This is a genomic window from Sphingobacterium yanglingense (genome assembly GCF_004363245.1).
Classification (GTDB): Bacteria; Bacteroidota; Bacteroidia; order Sphingobacteriales; family Sphingobacteriaceae; genus Sphingobacterium; species Sphingobacterium yanglingense.
Genome location: NZ_SNYV01000018.1, coordinates 270,729 through 289,650 on the forward strand (window position 1 = coordinate 270,729; position 18,922 = coordinate 289,650).

17 protein-coding genes are annotated in these 18,922 nt (G+C 39.2%); 5 read left to right on the top strand and 12 right to left on the bottom strand.

Annotation, left to right across the window (positions count from 1 at the left end; translation table 11 throughout):
- Window positions 1-163: 163 nt before the first annotated feature.
- Window positions 164-841, bottom strand: coding sequence for a YceI family protein (locus tag CLV99_RS20905; RefSeq protein WP_133586457.1), 678 nt, complete (start codon window positions 839-841; stop codon window positions 164-166).
- 161 nt (window positions 842-1,002) lie between these two features.
- Here CLV99_RS20905 and CLV99_RS20910 point away from each other — a divergent pair, with 161 nt between their 5' ends.
- Both CLV99_RS20910 and CLV99_RS20915 read left to right on the top strand, forming a co-directional pair.
- Window positions 1,003-1,380, top strand: coding sequence for a winged helix-turn-helix transcriptional regulator (locus tag CLV99_RS20910; protein ID WP_133586458.1), 378 nt, complete (start codon window positions 1,003-1,005; stop codon window positions 1,378-1,380).
- A gap of 80 nt (window positions 1,381-1,460) precedes the next feature.
- Entirely contained in the window at window positions 1,461-2,756 is a 1,296-nt protein-coding gene (locus tag CLV99_RS20915) for a DUF3472 domain-containing protein (protein ID WP_133586459.1), read from the top strand.
- A 113-nt stretch (window positions 2,757-2,869) separates the two neighbouring features.
- Here the strand turns inward: CLV99_RS20915 and CLV99_RS20920 are convergent, their stop codons facing one another.
- Window positions 2,870-3,916: a DKNYY domain-containing protein gene (locus CLV99_RS20920; protein WP_133586460.1), complete on the bottom strand. Its 1,047-nt coding sequence runs from the start codon at window positions 3,914-3,916 to the stop codon at window positions 2,870-2,872.
- A 106-nt stretch (window positions 3,917-4,022) separates the two neighbouring features.
- The gene (locus tag CLV99_RS20925) at window positions 4,023-4,880 is read right to left on the bottom strand and encodes an AadS family aminoglycoside 6-adenylyltransferase (RefSeq protein WP_133586461.1); all 858 of its coding nucleotides are present in this window, start codon (window positions 4,878-4,880) and stop codon (window positions 4,023-4,025) included.
- 566 nt (window positions 4,881-5,446) lie between these two features.
- Here CLV99_RS20925 and CLV99_RS20930 point away from each other — a divergent pair.
- The gene (locus tag CLV99_RS20930) at window positions 5,447-8,623 is read left to right on the top strand and encodes a SusC/RagA family TonB-linked outer membrane protein (RefSeq protein WP_211348599.1); all 3,177 of its coding nucleotides are present in this window, start codon (window positions 5,447-5,449) and stop codon (window positions 8,621-8,623) included.
- Window positions 8,624-8,631: 8 nt separating this feature from the next.
- Window positions 8,632-10,365 (top strand): RagB/SusD family nutrient uptake outer membrane protein, encoded by a 1,734-nt coding sequence (locus CLV99_RS20935; protein WP_133586462.1) that lies wholly within the window; start codon window positions 8,632-8,634, stop codon window positions 10,363-10,365.
- A gap of 44 nt (window positions 10,366-10,409) precedes the next feature.
- Here the strand turns inward: CLV99_RS20935 and CLV99_RS20940 are convergent, their stop codons facing one another.
- Genes CLV99_RS20940 through CLV99_RS20950 form a run of 3 tightly spaced genes read right to left on the bottom strand, consistent with a single transcriptional unit; the run spans window position 10,410 to window position 12,817 of the window.
- Complete coding sequence (locus tag CLV99_RS20940) at window positions 10,410-10,658, bottom strand: hypothetical protein (RefSeq protein ID WP_133586463.1); 249 nt, start codon at window positions 10,656-10,658, stop codon at window positions 10,410-10,412.
- Window position 10,659: 1 nt separating this feature from the next.
- Window positions 10,660-11,379: an SMI1/KNR4 family protein gene (locus tag CLV99_RS20945; RefSeq protein ID WP_211348601.1), complete on the bottom strand. Its 720-nt coding sequence runs from the start codon at window positions 11,377-11,379 to the stop codon at window positions 10,660-10,662.
- A gap of 7 nt (window positions 11,380-11,386) precedes the next feature.
- Entirely contained in the window at window positions 11,387-12,817 is a 1,431-nt protein-coding gene (locus tag CLV99_RS20950; protein ID WP_133586464.1) for an SMI1/KNR4 family protein, read from the bottom strand.
- Window positions 12,818-13,048: 231 nt separating this feature from the next.
- Between CLV99_RS20950 and CLV99_RS20955 the strand changes: the two genes are divergently transcribed.
- The gene (locus CLV99_RS20955; protein ID WP_133586465.1) at window positions 13,049-13,537 is read left to right on the top strand and encodes an SMI1/KNR4 family protein; all 489 of its coding nucleotides are present in this window, start codon (window positions 13,049-13,051) and stop codon (window positions 13,535-13,537) included.
- A gap of 662 nt (window positions 13,538-14,199) precedes the next feature.
- Here the strand turns inward: CLV99_RS20955 and CLV99_RS20960 are convergent.
- The 6 genes from CLV99_RS20960 to CLV99_RS20985 form a co-directional block, all read right to left on the bottom strand.
- Entirely contained in the window at window positions 14,200-14,880 is a 681-nt protein-coding gene (locus tag CLV99_RS20960) for a hypothetical protein (protein ID WP_133586466.1), read from the bottom strand.
- A gap of 159 nt (window positions 14,881-15,039) precedes the next feature.
- A complete protein-coding gene (locus CLV99_RS20965) occupies window positions 15,040-16,296 on the bottom strand; it encodes a hypothetical protein (protein WP_133586467.1) in 1,257 nt (418 codons plus the stop codon).
- A gap of 33 nt (window positions 16,297-16,329) precedes the next feature.
- Window positions 16,330-16,788, bottom strand: a complete 459-nt coding sequence (locus CLV99_RS20970; RefSeq protein WP_246032821.1) for a hypothetical protein — start codon at window positions 16,786-16,788, stop codon at window positions 16,330-16,332.
- Window positions 16,789-17,005: 217 nt separating this feature from the next.
- Entirely contained in the window at window positions 17,006-17,413 is a 408-nt protein-coding gene (locus CLV99_RS20975) for a RidA family protein (protein WP_133586469.1), read from the bottom strand.
- Between the two features lie 94 nt (window positions 17,414-17,507).
- The gene (locus tag CLV99_RS20980; RefSeq protein ID WP_133586470.1) at window positions 17,508-18,302 is read right to left on the bottom strand and encodes an AraC family transcriptional regulator; all 795 of its coding nucleotides are present in this window, start codon (window positions 18,300-18,302) and stop codon (window positions 17,508-17,510) included.
- Window positions 18,303-18,354: 52 nt separating this feature from the next.
- Entirely contained in the window at window positions 18,355-18,807 is a 453-nt protein-coding gene (locus tag CLV99_RS20985) for a hypothetical protein (protein WP_133586471.1), read from the bottom strand.
- Window positions 18,808-18,922: the final 115 nt, after the last annotated feature.

Below are 18,922 nucleotides of genomic sequence, written 5' to 3' on the forward strand. Positions count from 1 at the left end.
TACAGGATCGTTTACTGGAACTAATGGCAATAGCATCTTGATAACTTGTCAGCCCTTAAATAGCCATTGAGTGGTCTTATAATTTCTTAGGGAGAGTGGTGCTTTTTAATCAGTTATATACTATTCTCTACCTTGTTTTTAGGTAGAGAATAGTATTCTGGTGCTATTTTTTTGCGTGTATATTCAATTCGATATCAATCTCTTGGGAAATAACCCAATCTTTAGGATCTCCATCTGTTCCGTATGTCAATCCCCAATCCTGTCTATTGATCGTGAATTTTGATACTACATGCACAGTGTCGGTTGTGATATCTACCTTTGCTGGAAATGTGACGTTTACAGTTTTGTCCTTAATAGTTAGGTTACCACTGATAACATTGGTAGCTCCTTCGATCACACTTTTATCATTGGCTTTGTCAAAAGCTGCAACACTTGTAATCTCAAACTTAGCCGTTGGGAACTTGTCAGATTGGAAGAAATCTTCATTTTTTAGATGCTCATCTAGGTTAGCTGCTGTTTTGCCTCCTGTTTTGGCTAGGTCTATCGATTTTTCGTCAGTTGCTACCGAAGTAATGTCAATGGTAATAGAACCACCTGTGATTGCATTATTCTCTACAGCTACCGTACCTTCAGTCTTTAATGTCCCAAATCTTGGGTCGAAACCACCTTTATGGTACCCTGTCCATTTTAGCGAACTTTGATCTTGGTCCAATACATATGTTGTTCCTTTTTGTTCTGCTACTTCTTGTTGGCTGTTTGTTGCTGTTTTATCACCAGCCGAACCTTGACAAGAAACAAATAGTGTTGCGGCTGCGAATGCTAAAATAAACGTTTTTTTCATTTTGTATGTCGTTTTGTTTGATTTTATGTCCGCAAATCTAAGTCAAAGTCACTGTACAATCTGCATTGGTTTCCTTTTGGAAACTACTTTCCTTTTGGGAAGTACTGTGATGTTCCATACTTTTGTAAGGTCATAAAATGAATAATAATACACCATGATATATGAAAAAGAAATTATCTGTCAATCATAGTGAGATCTGTAAAACAAGGATAACCGCCATCAAAGACACGATGGAGATTCTTTCAGGCAAATGGAAGTTTCATATTCTAGGCACTTTGTTAGAAACGGATAGAATGCGCTTTATGGATTTGTTGCGAGAGGTAGAGGGGATTGGTTCTAAAATGCTATCAAAGGAATTACAGGACATGGAGATAAATCACTTGGTAACTCGAACAGTACAACAGACCAAACCCATCACAGTAGTATATGAGGTTACTGAGTATGGTAAGACCTTGGGGCCGATTATAGATGAAATCGCAAAATGGGGAATCTCTTACCGTAGCTCATTACATAGTCCACGGGATAGAGAAACCGCTTGATATTAGACAATCGATTGACTTTTTCTGGTATAGGGATAGTTCCCCTTAACTTTCTATCTTTACGGAAAAGGCTAGTTTGAATGGATAGAAAAGGATTTTTATATGTATTGTTAACGTCCGCATCAGTATGCTTGACTGGATTAGTATACGGACAGAATAACCAGGGAACAGTTACCTATGATCAACAGGTACCTTTGGCTGGAAACGCGTTTATAACAAAAGGGAGTGGTGCTCAGATTTCACGTACAAATGGTTTAATAGATTGGACTGATCAACATTCAATTGCTTCGATTTACTTTAGAGTGCAGGAGCCTGGAAAAATAGGAATTAGGTTACAGACTGCAAGCAGGGACGGTAATAGCTCAAGCGTAAAAATGATGGCAATGGGACAGGAGAAAACGGTCGATTTAGGAAGTGAAAGGCAAAATCAAGAACTACAAATTGAAATAAAGGAACCTGGATACGTACGCGTAGATTTGCAAGGTCTGCACAAGAGAGGCAATACGTTTGGAAATATATCGCATTTACTGGTATCACAGGAAAAAGGTAAAAAAGAACTGTTGTTTGCCAATGATCCAGAGTATTATTATTGGGCACGTAGAGGGCCATCCTGTCATATTAATTATAATATTCCTAGTGATGGAAATATCAGTTATTACTACAATGAGATAACCGTGCCAAACGGGGAGGATAAAGTAGGTTCTTATTTTATGGCTAATGGTTTTGGTGAAGGTTATTTCGGAATACAGGTCAACTCCGAATCAGAAAGAAGGATCTTATTTTCTGTATGGAGTCCGTTCCATACTGACGATCCGCACAGTATTCCGGATGAGCAGAAAATCAAGTTACTGAAAAAAGGAAAGGAAGTGCGGACAGGAGAATTTGGTAACGAGGGATCTGGAGGACAGAGCTATCGCAAGTATCAGTGGAAATCCGGCCAAACCTATAAATTTCTATTAAAAGGAGTACCCGATGGTCAGGGTAATACAGATTACACCGCCTGGTTCTTTGAGCCGGAGCAAAATGAGTGGAGCTTAATCGCTAGTTTCAAACGCCCCCAAACAGATACCTATTTAAAAAGATTTCATAGTTTTTTGGAAAACTTTATTCCAGAACAAGGATATCTAGGTAGACAGGTACAGTTTAAAAATCAGTGGGTCTATGATGGGCAGTGGAAGGCAGTCCAATCGGCATCATTCAGTGTCGACAATACCTATCGTGCCCATCAACGGGTCGACGCTATCGGTGGGGTGATTGCAGATAGCTATTTCCTACAAAACGGAGGGTTCTTTAATGCATCCGTTGTTCCAGGCACTAAATTCGAGCTGAATAACAGGAGTAAAGTACCTAATATTGACTTTGATAGGTTGCCTTAATATTTTGTGATGCAGACAGCCAATCGGTTTAATAGAGGCTGTCTGCATTAATAGTCCCCATTAAACTACTTTTTTGGAAGGCTTATACACGACCTCATATAGTGATCAGGATACTATCTCGTCGTGGTTTCTTTAGCGGTCTTTCTGATGATAACACTAGCGCTGCCGAGGTCCGGTGTCCATTTATAGGTATCATCTTCCATATACCTATCAGTCAGTCGAACAGATTTAGGATCAGCTCCTTCGAGTATTTCATTTCGGTAATATACTTTATTCTTGTCCTTGGCATAGGCAGTATACCCGCTATTTCCTGGATATTGGTACACCGAAAATGTAGTGAAATCTGCCCCCGTTAATAGCTCGCCTTCGCAGTATATTTGGCGATCCACTATCATATAGATGTTATCGGGAGGGAAGAACTTTACACTAGAAGGGTTTTCTACCTGTACCTTGGTAAATTCTTCTTTTTTAGTGACGTAGTACAGGGCGCTAGGAGTTTGAAGTACTCGGTTAGAATACACAATTTGGCTATTGATTAATCCTGGTGCAGGAATTTTTTCTAAAGAAGTATTTTTGTAACCCGATTTAAGCCAATAGATGTTGTCCTTGTCTATATAGAATCTACTATCCTCATCGATTGATCTGAAAGAATCATAATCTACGGACATGAGCGTATCATTCACAAAATAATTCTGCGCATCTTTGTACCAGAACCAGTTACCATTTCCTTTGAGGTTATCTGCGATTCGGTAAGTTTTTGGATCAGCACCTTCAATAGAACTCCAAGGTTCTCTAAACTTATAAACACGGTATTGATCTTTAACGATACCGATTGATTCGTAATCAGTCTTTACATCATCCGTGATTTCAAAGGTAGCATAATCTATATTGGAGATTACATCTCCCCGATAAAAAAAGTGGCGCTTATCTTTTGCATACCCTGTCCATTGTAATGGGGTAAATGTATCCTTGTCCGCATTTACCGGCTTGTACTTGTTATCCCAAGGCAACTTAGGGAAGCCTGGACCGGAAGACTCATAACGATAAACAATCTCGTTGCCATCGAGAAAATACTGGCTTCCCAATGGCTTGACTTTCTTGCAGGACATAAAGCTTAAAAAAATAAACAGGGTCGGGATAATGTTACCTATAACCTTCATTGGATTTTTTTTCTAAATGTCTTTAACTTTTTTCTGCTTCTTGAAGCAAATATATAAAATCCTTCAATGTTTTTGCTTCGGTCTAGTTCCCGTCGAGGTGGAGTTTTCACGGCTTTAATTTTTTTATATACAGTAGTATATTCTCTTCCAATTTCTGGGGGTAGGAGTATCCCAGCCTAGTAGATAACTCACATCCTATTTCGGCGACTAAGTTCGTCATTGCTGATAGTGCATTCCAGTTGTCTGTCAGATTACTTCCAGAAAAGGTTTGTTCTATTTTTAGCCAGATGTCCGAATCGAGATACTTTTTAAATAACCGCCCCTGTTTGTTGGTTGTTATCGACCAGTTATGCGCACTCGCAATGTACCATTCGATAAGAGGAGTGAGGTATTCCGTACGGATAATAGTTTCGGATGTGAACTTCGCGTAAAATATTTCGTCTCTGACCAATGATTTAGCGACATAGGTGATGTCCCACCAAAAGTCATAAATAAGTTGTTCGAATTCTTGCTTCGATGGTTTCTTAATGATAGAAGCTTCAAAAGAAGGTTTATGCATAGATTCTGTTAGCTTGTCCTTGTCAATCAGTACTTCATAACCTATGTCCCAGTCTTTTGGCAACTTACTTAGTTGGGTCTCTGCTATGAAATTTGATTTGCTGTACAGTTTGAAATCGACTTTGATACCATCTTCGTACAACACCATAGTTATAGCATGTTTGTTCTCAAAACTACTTTCATCTTCTCCTATTATAGCGATAGGAGATCCAAAATTGCATATCCAACTTTTGTCTGCGATATAATCACTGTTATTCTCAAAAACCAGTTCTATGTCTAAGTCACTTAACTCATCGACAGGGGCCAGGGGATTGACGAGGGAGCTAGTCAAGAGAACAGCCCTTATAGCTCTATTTTTCTCTGACCAATCGACTATATCTTTTAATTTATCATCTCTCAGTTTCATTATCTACTGTTTCTATGTTACATGAGATATTATTTATCTACTGCTAATATATTCAATCTTTATCTGGTCTACAATTGGTAGGCAAATAGCGATAGGTGCCTTTTAGGACATGCAACACATAAACAATTGCTGTTACACACAGAAAAGAGGTAAATGCTGCATATCCCAATTTATTTATAGCCTGATAAGGGAGGTGCTGTATTTTTATAAAATTGAAAAATAAATTTGTCCATTACTAATGCTTTTTCTACATTAGTATTATTGTAAACCTTTTATCAAATATTTAATAGTTAAAAATAACAAGCGTAGTTAGTACGTCTGATTGGTTATAAGATAATGCATCGCGTTTTTTTTGCCCTTTTTACGGTAACGTTAACATGAGCTTGTAATAGAGCCTTCAAGATTTGAGCTAGTTATTTTAATCTAAAATGCTAATTTTTCGGTAACGTTCACGAGTTTGATCGAACAACGATGTTCAGGTCATATGATTGAATCTTGTTGGGATGTTACATTCAGGTAAAATAAATTATGAAACGAATAACCACCACTTAAACACAGCATACATTATGATGAAAATTCGAACCATTATGCTTTTTACTGTTCTTCTATTTTATGGAGCAGTGGCAAATGCACAGGACAAAAAATCCGTAACCGGAACGGTCAAGAGCAGTCAGGGAGCTGCACTCTCTGGAGTAACCGTCAGCGTCGTTGGTAGCAAATCTAATGCACAGACGGACAAACAAGGAAGCTTTAAGATTGAAGTAGCCTCTTTAAATGAGACGCTCCAATTTACTTTTGTGGGCTATGCTTCGAAAGAAGTTAGTCTTTCCGGTAGAAACCAGGTAAATGTCAGCTTGGATGAAACCGCCGAAAGCCTCGATGAGGTTGTCGTAGTAGGATATGGTACACAAAAAAAATCGAACCTTACCGCATCGGTAGACGTAATTTCAAGCGCTCAATTAAAAGATAGACCAGCTAACAATGTTGCTGATCTGATCAAAGGTGCCTCACCCAATGTGAATGTAAATATGGGCATGAGAGGAGGCGAACCAGGAGCCTCCAGCGCTATGAATATCCGGGGAGTTGGATCCATTAACGGCAATGCCAGCCCGTTGGTACTGGTCGATGGAGTCGAAATGGATCTAGGAGCGATTGACCCTGAGACCGTAGAAAACATTTCTGTATTAAAAGACGCATCTGCAGCAGCAGTATATGGATCAAGAGCTCCATTTGGTGTGATTTTGATTACAACCAAAAGGGGATCCAGACAAGAGGGTGTCAAGTTAGATTATAGCAATAACCTATCCTTATCTTCTCCTTTGCGCTTACCCAGTTTTATAGACTCCTATACATGGGCTACAGCCTTTAACCAGGCCAACGCTAATGCAGGTTTGACACCGGTATATAGTGATGAACAAATGCAGCGTATTAAAGGATACTTAGATGGTACTTTTCCATATGAGTATGACCCAGAGCATCCGATCGATAATATCTGGGCCGGAAGACGTAATGGAAATGCAAACAACGATTGGCCGCACCTATTGATGGGAAAAAATGCTTTCAGTCAAAAACATAATCTCAATGTTACAGGAGGTAGTCAGCGTACACAGTACTTTCTTTCCTCTGGATATAGTAAACAGAATGGCACGTATGCCTTTGGACACGATGATTTTAAACGTTATAACCTAATGTCCAACGTATCTACTGAAGTGACGGACTGGTTGAAAATTGGATCCAATTTGAAGTGGGCGACTTCGTCTACCGACTTTCCAATGGGCGAGACCACAGTAGGTCGTGAACATACCTTTCGGGAGATGTTGATGTTTGCTCCCATGATGCCTCATTATAATATCAATGGTACAGTGCAGAGCCCTTTGGTGCGCTTGTTACAGGATTCGGGAAGAGATAAAAGTAAAAAGGCAGATTTCTTAGCCAATTTAAATTTAGAACTTGAACCGATAAAGGGATGGAAAACAATTGCCACTTACAGTTATAATATTCGAAACGTCAAATCAACTTCAAACCCTAAGCCTGTTATGGTCGAACTGGGTACAGGAGCATTTGGTAATATTGGCAAACCTAACGCATCGTACACTTCAGGGTATTCTGAAGAAGTTTATAAGGTATTCAATGTGGTCAGTTCCTATGAAAAGCAGTTGAGTGATCATTATTTTAAAATATTAATGGGCTTTGAGCAGGAAGAGAATTTATATACAGGATTGACTACTACAGGTGTCTCTCCTGTTGTAGATGATAATCCTTCCATTGTAACTTCTCTCGGAGGTATCACGTCTTCGGACAAGATGAATCATTGGGCTACGCGAGGTGCATTCGGTCGTTTGAACTATAATTTCCAGGAAAAGTATCTTGTCGAGGTGGCTGCCCGCTATAACGGATCATCTCGTTTTCCAAAAGATAACCGATTTGACTTCTTTCCTTCCGCCTCAGTAGGTTATGTACTGTCCAAAGAGGATTATTGGTCTACTATCAAACCTTATATCAATGATTTTAAGGTGAGGGTTTCTTACGGTTCATTGGGTAATCAAAACGTGCCAATCAATAAGTATGTTTCAAGGATTCCTATCCGTACAGATCTGAATTGGATTATTAACTCATCACGACCACAATATGGTGGAGCTCCAGAATTGATAAGCGATAATATTACATGGGAGACTATTACCACGTTGAATGCAGGAGTTGATTTACAGATGTTGAATTCTAAACTGGATTTCAAGTTTGATTGGTATAACCGCATTACTGATAAGATGCTTGGAGATGCAATAGAATTGCCTTATGTACTAGGGGCTGCAACACCATTTACCAACAATGCCAAGCTATCTACGAAAGGATTCGAGATGGTGATTGGCTGGAATGATAAGTTGTCTAATGGGCTATCCTATAATTTCAAACTAGCATTAGGAGATAGTAGGACTAAGATATTAGAATATTTAAATGAAGATAAAATATTTACGAAATGGTACTCCGGAAAAAGCCATGGTGAGATTTGGGGGTTGGAGACAGGAGGTATCATCCAGAGTGTGGATGAAAAGATTCCTGATCAAAAGAGATACCATGCAAATTGGGGACCTGGCGATATTAGATATGTGGATCAAAATGGAGACGGTGTGATTAATGATGGTAAAGGAACGGTAGGCGATCCTGGTGATTTCAAGGTGATAGGGAATACCACACCAAGATATAATATCGGTATCAGCGCAGGAGCAAGCTGGAAAGGGATAGATTTTAGTATGTTCTGGCAAGGAGTGGCTAAGCGGGATTTTGCACCGCAATCTTCTACACCATTATTTTGGGGGATGACGAATGCTTGGGCTAACTCTGGATTATATAAGAATTCTCCTGCGTTGGACTACTGGCGTCCAGCAGATGAAACCAACATACTTGGACCTAATACCGATGCCTATTTGCCGAAGCCTTATTTTACGGCCGAAACAGAAAAGAATAGGCTGACACAGACTCGATATCTCTTGAATGCTTCTTATATCCGCTTGAAAAATGTTCAGGTGGGCTATACTTTACCCAATGAGATTGGGGGTAAGTTGTTCAGTAGAGCACGGGTCTATTTTTCAGGGGAGAACCTATTGACATTCTCTAAATTACCAAAAGTATTCGATCCTGAGACTGCAATAGCCTCAGATTCAAGAGAAGGTGGATACCTTACCAATGGTGTGATTTATCCAATGAACAAGATTGTGTCTTTTGGTCTTAACGTAACATTGAAATAAGCAAAATTATGAAGAATATTATCAAAATATCCAGTTTGCTATTGGCCTGTTCTTTAATACAGGTTTCCTGCAACGACAGCTTTTTGGACCGAAAGCCTTTGGACGAAGTCCCTTCAGAAATGTATTTCGAGAAGCCGTTGGATCTAGAAATATATATGAACCAATTTTATACGGCAAATAATTTTCCAAAATATCAGAACCATGGTAATGACTATGACAGTGATAATATGGTAGGAGCTACTGTAGATCTTCGTTTGCAGGGAACACGAGTGGTTCCAGCCGTTGGAAATATTGATTTCAGTCAGATTAGAGCCTTAAACTATTTTTTAGTCAATCACAAGCGAATAGAGGGTAAATATGATTTCAAAACTTACCAGCAGTATGTTGGCGAAGCTTATTATTTTAAAGCAGTAAGCTATTTCAATTTACTGAAAGCTTATGGAGATATTCAGTGGTTGGATAAAGATTTGGGGACTAGTTCGCCGGAACTTTACAATCCACGTACTCCTAGAGCTCTTGTTGCAGATCGTATTATTGGTTGTTTGGACACCGCTGCGATGTATCTAACCGCAGAGCGTACCAATGGATATAGTCGTGTCAATAAGTGGATCGCTTTATTGATGAAAAGCCGTGTTGCCTTATATGAAGGTACTTGGCAAAAGTACCACAAAGATGACAAATTTGCGGCTCTTAATGCTGATCCGGATAAGTATCTTCAACAAGCGGTAGCAGCGAGCGAACTGGTAATGGGCGCGGGAATATATAGTGTATATAAAACAGGAAACCCAGCCGAAGATTACAAGAATTTATTCAACAGAAGGGATTACACGACTAATAACGAGGTGTTGTACTGGCGCAAGTATGATAATCAGCTTTCTCGTGGAGACGGTTCCTTTACTAATGACCGGAATTTTAGAATGTCACAACCATTAGGCAAATCTTTGACTAAACAGATGGTGGATAGTTATCTGTGTACTGATGGTAAGTCTATAACTGGTAATCCGCTTTTTCAAGGGTATACGGATATTGCTCATGAATTTACCGACCGAGATCCGCGCCTTAATCAAACGGTGGCCACTAGGGATCAAATATGGAAAATAGCAGCGAATGGCACGACACAAAAATGGTCTGAGATTTATAATACGTTAAACAAAAATGCAGACCTCAATGCGCCAACAGGCTATGTGATACAAAAAGGCTATGATCCACAGCTTATCTATCATGTACAGCAATATGAGGAAACACCGTCAATCCTGTTTCGTTATGCTGAGGTATTATTGAATTATGCTGAGGCTAAGGCCGAGCTGGGTGTGCTCTCTCAGACAGATATCAACCGCACGATTAATCTGCTTCGTGACCGCGTAGGTATGCCTCACTTGGATATAGGCAATATAGCGATGGATAGCAAATGGGATTATCCGTTGTTATCTCCGGCAATCAATGAGATTAGAAGAGAGCGTAGAGTAGAATTGGTCGGAGAAGGTTTCCGATGGGATGATATCGCGCGTTGGGCTGCAGCTGATGAATTGATTATGGGTAAAAGACCAAAAGGATTCCTTGCTAGTCAGATTACTCAAAACCCATTCCCCGTTGATAATGCTGGCTTTTTGGATCCGTTCAAAAACGCATTGCCACAAGGTTACGGTTTTGTTTCAGGAAGAGATTATTTGAATCCAATTCCAGAAAATCAATTACGTTTAAATAAAAACTTAAAACAGAACCCAGGCTGGAGTCCCGAATAAGACTTGGATTATTTGCCAATACAATTGGGGGTGAAGGGACAGTTTTAAGGTAATACCGTTCCTCTATACCCAACCGTTTTATCACGGATCTCATAGTCGGCACAGCAGAATATTTCCTGTTGTGCCGATTCATGTTTATCCAGTTCAAAACTATCTAAATCAAATCCACTAAATTTAAACCGGCCGATCTGCATGTAGAAGTTGTCAAAGTTATGATAGACTTCAACGGCGTGCGATCCCGTTTTGTTGGAAAAAATACCGTGATATTTCATCATCTCACGGAGCTGCGCCATATTAAGCGGTGTAGTCGAATTGTTTATTCAGATGTGCAAATCCTATTTCACGCTTTAAGATTTCTTCAACTTCTCCAAATGTAGCTAGTCCCTTTACTTCCTCCTCACTTCCGTTGGGGAGCTTGTATGTGTAAGCGAATATATTGCGGGTATAAATTTCCTCTAAAATCGCTATTTGTCCAACAGTGAGATAAGGACGATGTGTGCGCAATTGATTACTAAGATTCGTTTTTATATTCTTTTCTTCCTCCTCATAAAATAGAGCGTAATCATCTATTTCACGAATAGCTTCCAACAGTTGACGAAATATAAAGTCTTGGATGTTGTTCGCTAAAACCTCTGCCATACAGTCATCATGAGGAAAGAAAGTGACTGGAATATTCTCCCCATTCTGTAGGTCATACTGCAATACATAGAGATCTCCACCTCCATTTTTTCCGATAGGGACAAATCGATATTTAGAGGCGATATCATATACTTCACGGTTCATAATTTCTGCGATACCTGCCTTATAAGTTACGGGATCCCAGATCTCAATATCCTCAGCAAAAAGTAGTAGTGGAGGGTTCAGTTTTAACTTTGGAAATGTCCGTTCTAGCCAGTCAATGCCCGTTTCACCTGAGTCCAACATACCATTTACGTACAGTTTTTTATAGGTCTCAGGATAATCTATATGAAGCTCTTCTTCGAGCTCGTTCAGTGCAGTTATTGCTATATTCATATTATGGTTACTTTATTTCAAAATTTTCCAGATCGATCGCTTTAACGGTTTCGTGGTCTAGACCATATTTATCTAGCACACGTTCGAGATTGGAAGTGATATAAACTAAGTCGTCTGTATCCGCTGAAAAATATACCGTGCCATCTTCATCCGGTTCCTGTACCATGTAAGGAAATTTATAGACAAGTTCCTGTAGTTTTTTAAGGATAGCTTTAGTTTTGAAATCCCCAAGAGACTGTAACACGGTAATGATTTCACTTTTGTTAGCTTCATTTAGGCCGATCAGAAATTCCTCTTCGTAATGGGTCTTATCTTCCAAAACACTGAAAGTATAGAATGCCTGTGATCTAATGTTCCCGTTTTCATGATTTACGAAAGGTTTTAGTACTTCAAAGTCCTGTTTAGGATCATCCCGTAAGATATAGGAGGCAAACCGAAAAGTTTCTTCATCCATAGTTTCATGCAGGCTGCTCTTCACGTGAGATAGCCAGTCCATTTTATGCTCTTTGGCATACCAATGGATTAGCTTGACGGCACGATTGATATTGGTTTGGAACAATGTTTCCAGATAGCTGAAAGCCATTTTGTAGTCATTCGTCAAGAACAGCTCCACTAATAGGTCTTGGACTACTTCAGGTTGGTTTGTAAAGCCCAATTGAAGTTGGGACAGGCTATAGTCAGTTAACTTCTTTTTGAATAGTAAGCCATGTAGCGCATCTTGTTTGGTTATAATATCACTAGCGCTTTGGAATAATAGGAGTAGATTTTCCTCCTTGCCCCCCATCTGATAACCAAAAGAACCCGAGTTTCGATCAGAAAGGTTACCCTCGATAACATCATCCAACCAGCGCTCGTACCAGTCCAGAAAGTCCTCTTCAAATGAAAACTGAGGCATTTGTCGGTCACCATCATCAATATTAACGACCCTTCCCATGTGCGGACCATTTAGGATCAGTGCGTGATGGAATGTACAGCCTTGGGTACCCAAAATAAAAATACCTCCCCAGAGCGCAGCTTCACGTTGCTCAAACTCACTGTCATTATCTCCCGCTTGGTCCATATAATCCACTTCCTTTTGCCATTCCTCAATAGGCATTCCGGGATAAATCTTTGTGGAGGCTTGAATCTGTGTGTCCGCATAATCATTATAGGAGATTGAAAAATATTCTCCAAAGCTATAGAGTCCATAAAAAGGGCCAGCTCCTGAGCCGTTGTATGAAGAACCTCCATTGCCTACTTGAGTGACAAATAGTTTGTAAGCTAAAGGTATAATGACATTATGTGTACGTTCAAACTCTTGTACCACCTCAAGCGGAATCGGAGGATTCAATTGATATTGATGAGCATCGGCCCCAAAGACCTTGAAATCGTTGTCGGAAGCTTTGGCGCTGACCAGCTTATCTTTGATACGTTCTATTTGTAGTTGATAATCTTTCATTATTCTTCATGAGCTTTTAAGAACGGTAAAATTAGAATGTTTGTGCCATAAGTTATATCCCTACAATCAGTGAATATAGTTCCTGTAGTCGTTTTGTAGAGGGGGTAAAATAGAAATAGATGGCAGGTAGACACAAACAGCTTTGACAAAAAATAAAAAATAACCAATTTTGAGCTTAACGAACAACATCTAAAATAGATATTAAATATTGAAAAATAATACTAATTCGATATGAGTAATTTAAGGATATCCAAAATAGTAGAACGCGTCAATCAATTGGCCGAAGTAGACGATAGCTTAGATATCAGTTGGATTGGAGCTTCTGATAATGCAGCTATTCAAACGCTCGAAACTGCTTTAGGCGTTAATATCTCGGGATCATTTCGGGATTTTATTCTTCAAACAGGAGGTGGAGGTTTAGCAGATCTATATATATCATCCATTTCCAAGGATGAGCCTCTAAGCGGCTGCTATGATGATACGATTTATTACAAAGAAGACTGGTGTCCGCATAAGCTTCCTGATCATCTAATCGTTATACAAAGGGATTTTGACGATAACGAGCCCATGTGTTTAGATAGCTCAGTCGTAATCAATGGAGAGAATCCCGTAGTCCTTTATTATTATCAGAGTACGGGAGAAATAGAGAAAATAGCAGATAGCTTTTCCGATTATTATCACGAGTTCTTGACTCCATATTTTGATAATAATGATATTTAGCCATTATTTTGATTAAGTAGGAGTGGCACAATCCCTCGATTTTAGCCTCGATATTTATAAAAAAAGGAAGATTGAAAATACAATCTTCCTTTTTTTATAAATAATTAAAACAAATCAAACCTTAGATTGTTATTAGTCCGAGTATCGCCTTAATATCTACCTACGATATACTGGACAAACGACTTGTTTTCTGGTATTATTGGTTAAAGCGGACTCACCCTTTCTGTTATTTATGAGATTGAGAGAGTTGTTTCCATAACTCATCATCGTGTAGGGACGCTGCGATAGGAAAGCCATATCCGAGGGATCCAGAAACGAGATTAAAATTAGGAGCAAGTTTTGACTGTTTGATAGGTAAGCAGAGAGGGGAGACTATGAAAAACACTTTTATATTTTACTTGTTTATGCCTACTAATAACCACATTAATCCGCTGTCTCTTAAAACGAGCATCCTATTTTGGTTGAACGTAATATTTCTTTTGATACTTCTGTTGAGCTGAAATAGAGCGTATTTCTGGTAACGACCAATGAGGTATACAACGAAGGTGTGTTCATAATAGCACTTCGTATACCTGCTCTTGGCCGTTATCCAACGGGATGGACACTACAATTGATGTAGAGTGCAGAAATCAGAACGTGTTTACAGAAATTATTGCTCTTCGTTACGACCAGCTAAATTTTTGGAAAACCTGATTTTGTTTTCGGTCAATATAGAGGCTGATCTCATCCTCTCCAAATCCACTGTAATTGTATCCGGTTACTTTACCGATTAGTTCATTGCTACGTGTCGTAATCCCCGTATTGCTCAGTTTTTCATAGATTTTTCTTTCGTGATCAGAGTCGTCATCAGTATAAGCCCCTCCTTGTACAAATTTACCTGTCTCTACATATTTATCTCTCGTTATCCAGTAGTTTATGAGCCCATTTACATAATGGTAATAGTCAAAAGAGACTTTTTTTCGACGTTTATTTTGTAGAGCCAGATGGCTGCTTTTGACTTCTTCCCATGGTTTATAGGTGAGATAATCCGTTTTGTTTTCAAGATATTCCTGCTCTGCTTCCTGATACCATTCGTTTAGCGAAGCATAGGTTTCTATCGCACTTAAGTCTCCCCAAAATTTGTATTTTTCGCCTGTCCAGTCAAATTTGATGTAATCATAGTTGAATAGGTCGTCTTTAAAGTCCAATTCCGGATTACCATTTCCCCACACCGTTAGAAAATGAACTTTACCTTCCCCTTTGTTCATTGCAGCGAGGTCTATGGTCAACAGTGGGAAAAAGACAGTTTTCAAAAAATCCGATGGTTCTTCAAACACCTCTTCGATAGTAGGATATAATTTCATATTCGTTTTTGTTATCATTGATATACCTGTTTCAACACCCTCTAATATAGGAGTAATAATAGATGAAGTCCTGATATTCTTAAAATTCCATTCCAGGTGCCAGTGAAAGAGGCTTCTACGTTAAACCAATGATTATCTTTTTGTATTGGGGTGAGCGACCTAGCAGTTATAATAAGGTTCAGGTGTTTCTACTTCAACTCCCAGAAGCTCTTGTAGCGGTTGTACATACTCGTCCAATGCACCTTGTTCTCCATAGTAAATAGTAATCAAATTCTCTGATTTTAACCATACAGACAATTCCACATATCCACCACCTTTTGCTGGCAGCACATTTTGTATAATAATTTTATGTACATCTTCGCGGTCGAATAGAATTGCATATTGATCTCCCGTAAAGCCGAAAGTATTGTCATCTGCCAGCCAAGCAGCTTGCTGATGTTTAGCCTTTTTTTCCAACAGAAGCGGGAGTCCAATGACATGGGCATTGTTTCTATAATCAGGCTGAAAACCGAGTAACGTCTTCAACTGCAATATCTGGGTAGTTTGTGGATCCAACGCTAGTTTGTCGGACAAAATAGCATTTGCATAGTCCCTATGGTTATTGATCATCAGCGATGTTCCCCCATCATCGTATTGACTTTCCACATCGTAGGTATAGCATATGGACAAGCTTATGCCTCCTAAGTCAAAGGTCAAATATTTCTGATCGTCACGTTCATACCCCGCATCATCGATAGCCGTAGGAATTTGGTCCAGCCAGAGTTTCCGCAAATCGTAATAGCTTTTGTCCGTATTGGACTCTGCATATAAGGTTGTGAAATAGGATTGAACACCAATGTTTTGACGCTCGTTCGTATCATAATAAAACTCTAGAATATCAATCATCAATGAACCTATCCGAATAGGATAGTCGAACCTGAAGTAGCTCGTTTCAAACTCCGATTGATACAGATGGCCGATATTGAGCTTCAGAAGCTCTTCATAGGTGGTGTCCCAAGATATAAATACAGGGGGAGTCGACAGCACTTCAAACCCTTTTACATAGTCCGTACGAGTTTCTGTTGATATTGTATAGTTTTCCGTTCTTTTAGCAATCCAGATACGATATTTCTGTTCCTTTTTGCTTGCTATGGTTTTGTAGAATAAAGCATCGTCAAATCCAAAGCGTTCTGTCAGTACGGGATAGATTTTGGAAAAGCCCTGCTGGCCGACCGGAATATAATGTTGCCTGTAGTCGAATAAGAAGAGGTAGGGCTTTCCAGCCAGGACTTCAACATAGGCATATTTTAATAGTGTTAAATCAACACTTTCCTCATGCGCATGGTCCTCATAAAAAAGATGGTCATCCTTGATATAGATATTTCCTGCTTCAGTTTCTTTAGGAAAAGCGTTATTCTTCTTGAATAGGTTGAACATAAGTGTAAAGTTAGCATTAAAGAATGTACAAGGTTATCGTTTTTTTCTAATCAGTTCCAGCTGTTCGCCCTGTTTTACGATGTTGAAAGACATCATTGCCGATGGACTGAATATTTCGGTAGCCATGGCGCAGGTTCCTGACCTCGTGATACTATCCAGTTCCATTTTTACCTCGTTCGTATCAGTAAAATAATACCTACCGTATGTTTCAGTGAAACAATCATTTCCACATTCCCAGGAATCATAGCTTTTGAATTGCCCGTCAGCCATAAAGCTAACCGCATGAAAGTTGTAGATCGTTGCAGTATCTGATTTTGGCAATAGAGAATAAGTCGTTTCTCCATTCAGAGTTATCAGTTCCCCGCTATTAATAAGCCAATTGCTGTTTTTTAGATAGTCAGGGAAACCGGAGCTTTTTCTTTCTTTACGGGCGCAGTTGGTACCTGCCAGTAACATAGCCCCCACGAGAGAGAACACAAAAATCTTCTTCATAATAGCGTAACCTTGTCTTTCCATCTTTCGTTATACCCCTACATACATGAGAATTGTTATTCAGTGAATGTATAGCAGGGGTAAAGATACTCAAAGTAGTATACCGTAGCTATCCCCGATAATAGTGTTTTTTTGTCGACGAGATAAGCCCTGCTTCAAGCAAGTCGGTGTACACTCGGACTCTGGGCAGAGACCACTTTGCAGGAGTATACGCGGCTTAACGCTTTGCAGCCCAGATTTCGATTTCTATCTTAAGCTCTGGAAGTCCTAAAGCTGTTACATAAGCAATAGTCATTGAAGGATATATCTTTCCAAAGAACGCATCCCATTTTGTATCCATAAATTCCCAATCTATTTCCTCCGTAGCCCAGATATTCACTTTGATCACATCATCTGTAGACAAGCCTTGACTTTTCAAAATCTCTTCGATATTAGCAAAGGTATAGGTTACTTGTTCATTTATTGAATTAGGGATAGTGCCATTACAATCAATGCCGATCTGACCTGAAAAAGTATATAGATCAGCATTTTTAGGGATTATCGTGACGTGCGAATAGCGACCGACAGGCGCAGGGACATGCTCTGGGTTAAGTCTTATTACTTTTTGATTTTCTTCTGTTCTCATTTTTTTACTGATTTATGAATATTAGCACAAAATTAGAAACAGCGATTTTAATAGAATTGGATAAAACCGACAAATATTTAGGCCAGCAGAAAATCTATAAATTCCATTTAGGGAAATTTATCAACGTTTCATCCGTATGATGCAAAAAGGCCTTTGGCGTTGTCCCGGTAAACTCCTTAAACTCTCTGATATAATGCGATTGGTCAAAATAGCCATTCTCATAAGTGATAGTGGTCAGGCTATCCAATTTTGATTTCCGTAAAATATCTAGACCAGATTGAAAGCGCATAATTCTCGAAAACATTTTGGGAGACATACCCACATATTGCTTTATCAATCTTTCCAATGACCGCTCGGAGAGGGCCATTTCGCTTTGTATGTCTTTCAATGGCGTGCCTTTTTGAAGAAGAACACATGCAAATTCTGCTTTTTTTCGATTGATTTCGGACCCTTGTATTCGGTTTAGCAAGAAATCGGATATAAGCCCTATCTTTTCACCTATAGATTCCACATTCAGTAACTGTTCAAGGATCTTTTCTGAAACAAGATATTCTAAAGGGATATTTTGATTGCTCAGTTCAAAAGCATCCATATTAAAAATAGCTTTCAACGCGGTAGGCTGCAGATAGACTCCGATAATCCTAAAATATCCTGATACGCTATTTTCTATATATTGAGACGATTGGCCATAGATATATAGTTGTGGGAGAGCCAAACCTTTGTTGTCATAAAAAAGAGATGGTCCTTCCTGGTATATCAATGCAGGTACTCCATCCGGGATTACCCTAAAAAATGTCTTCTCAGCGTTAGCTGTATGATCTTCCAATACCCAAAAATATTGGATATAATCTTGTAACGCCTTCATAGGAAGAAACTCTTGATACGCCATTTCCTTACCTCTTTTTTTAATTCATATTCACAGCATCCGTTCTTTAGAGAGACTATAGTGGTTTGTTGATCGGTATATTAAAACGTAAAGAGGTGGCAAACCCTTTTATCGGGCGGTAGTTTGTCTTGTCTGAAATTGGAAATCCGTAACCAAAATCCAATTCAACCAGCGTTAATATAGTAAAACCAACCTTTGGAGTTATCGTATAGGGCGTAAATTCCGCTCTGCCAAGTAGGCCCAATATATACATATCCGAATAATAAGTCGCCGCTACTTCAGGAATTACTGTCGATTTGTGCTGTATCCAGGTAAAGTTAGCCGTTGCATCTATTTTCAGGATATTTTTCGAACTGATATCCGAAGCATAATAAATACCAGTTTTTAGGATATTTCCCTTTTGGTATTGGTAACTGATCGAAGGACCGAAAAGGCGATTTTGTGCCTGTAGTCTTGGCGCGAATGCCAAGCTTAATAATAAACATGCAGTAGTTAAAGCAATTTTCATATTCCTATTATAGTGATGATCTTAGATGAACCAGATTCGTAGGGTCATGCAACAAACTTGGTACCAAGTTGTCTTACCCAGATCCAATGAAATGATAAACTGCATTTGGGAGGAC

Bases quoted from the DNA above. Each gene is read 5' to 3' on its own strand.
- CLV99_RS20905 (WP_133586457.1), bottom strand. From the start codon at position 841: ATGAAAAAAACGTTTATTTTAGCATTCGCAGCCGCAACACTATTTGTT.
- CLV99_RS20910 (WP_133586458.1), top strand. From the start codon at position 1,003: ATGAAAAAGAAATTATCTGTCAATCATAGTGAGATCTGTAAAACAAGG.
- CLV99_RS20915 (WP_133586459.1), top strand. From the start codon at position 1,461: ATGGATAGAAAAGGATTTTTATATGTATTGTTAACGTCCGCATCAGTA.
- CLV99_RS20920 (WP_133586460.1), bottom strand. From the start codon at position 3,916: ATGAAGGTTATAGGTAACATTATCCCGACCCTGTTTATTTTTTTAAGC.
- CLV99_RS20925 (WP_133586461.1), bottom strand. From the start codon at position 4,880: ATGAAACTGAGAGATGATAAATTAAAAGATATAGTCGATTGGTCAGAG.
- CLV99_RS20930 (WP_211348599.1), top strand. From the start codon at position 5,447: ATGATGAAAATTCGAACCATTATGCTTTTTACTGTTCTTCTATTTTAT.
- CLV99_RS20935 (WP_133586462.1), top strand. From the start codon at position 8,632: ATGAAGAATATTATCAAAATATCCAGTTTGCTATTGGCCTGTTCTTTA.
- CLV99_RS20940 (WP_133586463.1), bottom strand. From the start codon at position 10,658: ATGGCGCAGCTCCGTGAGATGATGAAATATCACGGTATTTTTTCCAAC.
- CLV99_RS20945 (WP_211348601.1), bottom strand. From the start codon at position 11,379: ATGAATATAGCAATAACTGCACTGAACGAGCTCGAAGAAGAGCTTCAT.
- CLV99_RS20950 (WP_133586464.1), bottom strand. From the start codon at position 12,817: ATGAAAGATTATCAACTACAAATAGAACGTATCAAAGATAAGCTGGTC.
- CLV99_RS20955 (WP_133586465.1), top strand. From the start codon at position 13,049: ATGAGTAATTTAAGGATATCCAAAATAGTAGAACGCGTCAATCAATTG.
- CLV99_RS20960 (WP_133586466.1), bottom strand. From the start codon at position 14,880: ATGAAATTATATCCTACTATCGAAGAGGTGTTTGAAGAACCATCGGAT.
- CLV99_RS20965 (WP_133586467.1), bottom strand. From the start codon at position 16,296: ATGTTCAACCTATTCAAGAAGAATAACGCTTTTCCTAAAGAAACTGAA.
- CLV99_RS20970 (WP_246032821.1), bottom strand. From the start codon at position 16,788: ATGAAGAAGATTTTTGTGTTCTCTCTCGTGGGGGCTATGTTACTGGCA.
- CLV99_RS20975 (WP_133586469.1), bottom strand. From the start codon at position 17,413: ATGAGAACAGAAGAAAATCAAAAAGTAATAAGACTTAACCCAGAGCAT.
- CLV99_RS20980 (WP_133586470.1), bottom strand. From the start codon at position 18,302: ATGGCGTATCAAGAGTTTCTTCCTATGAAGGCGTTACAAGATTATATC.
- CLV99_RS20985 (WP_133586471.1), bottom strand. From the start codon at position 18,807: ATGAAAATTGCTTTAACTACTGCATGTTTATTATTAAGCTTGGCATTC.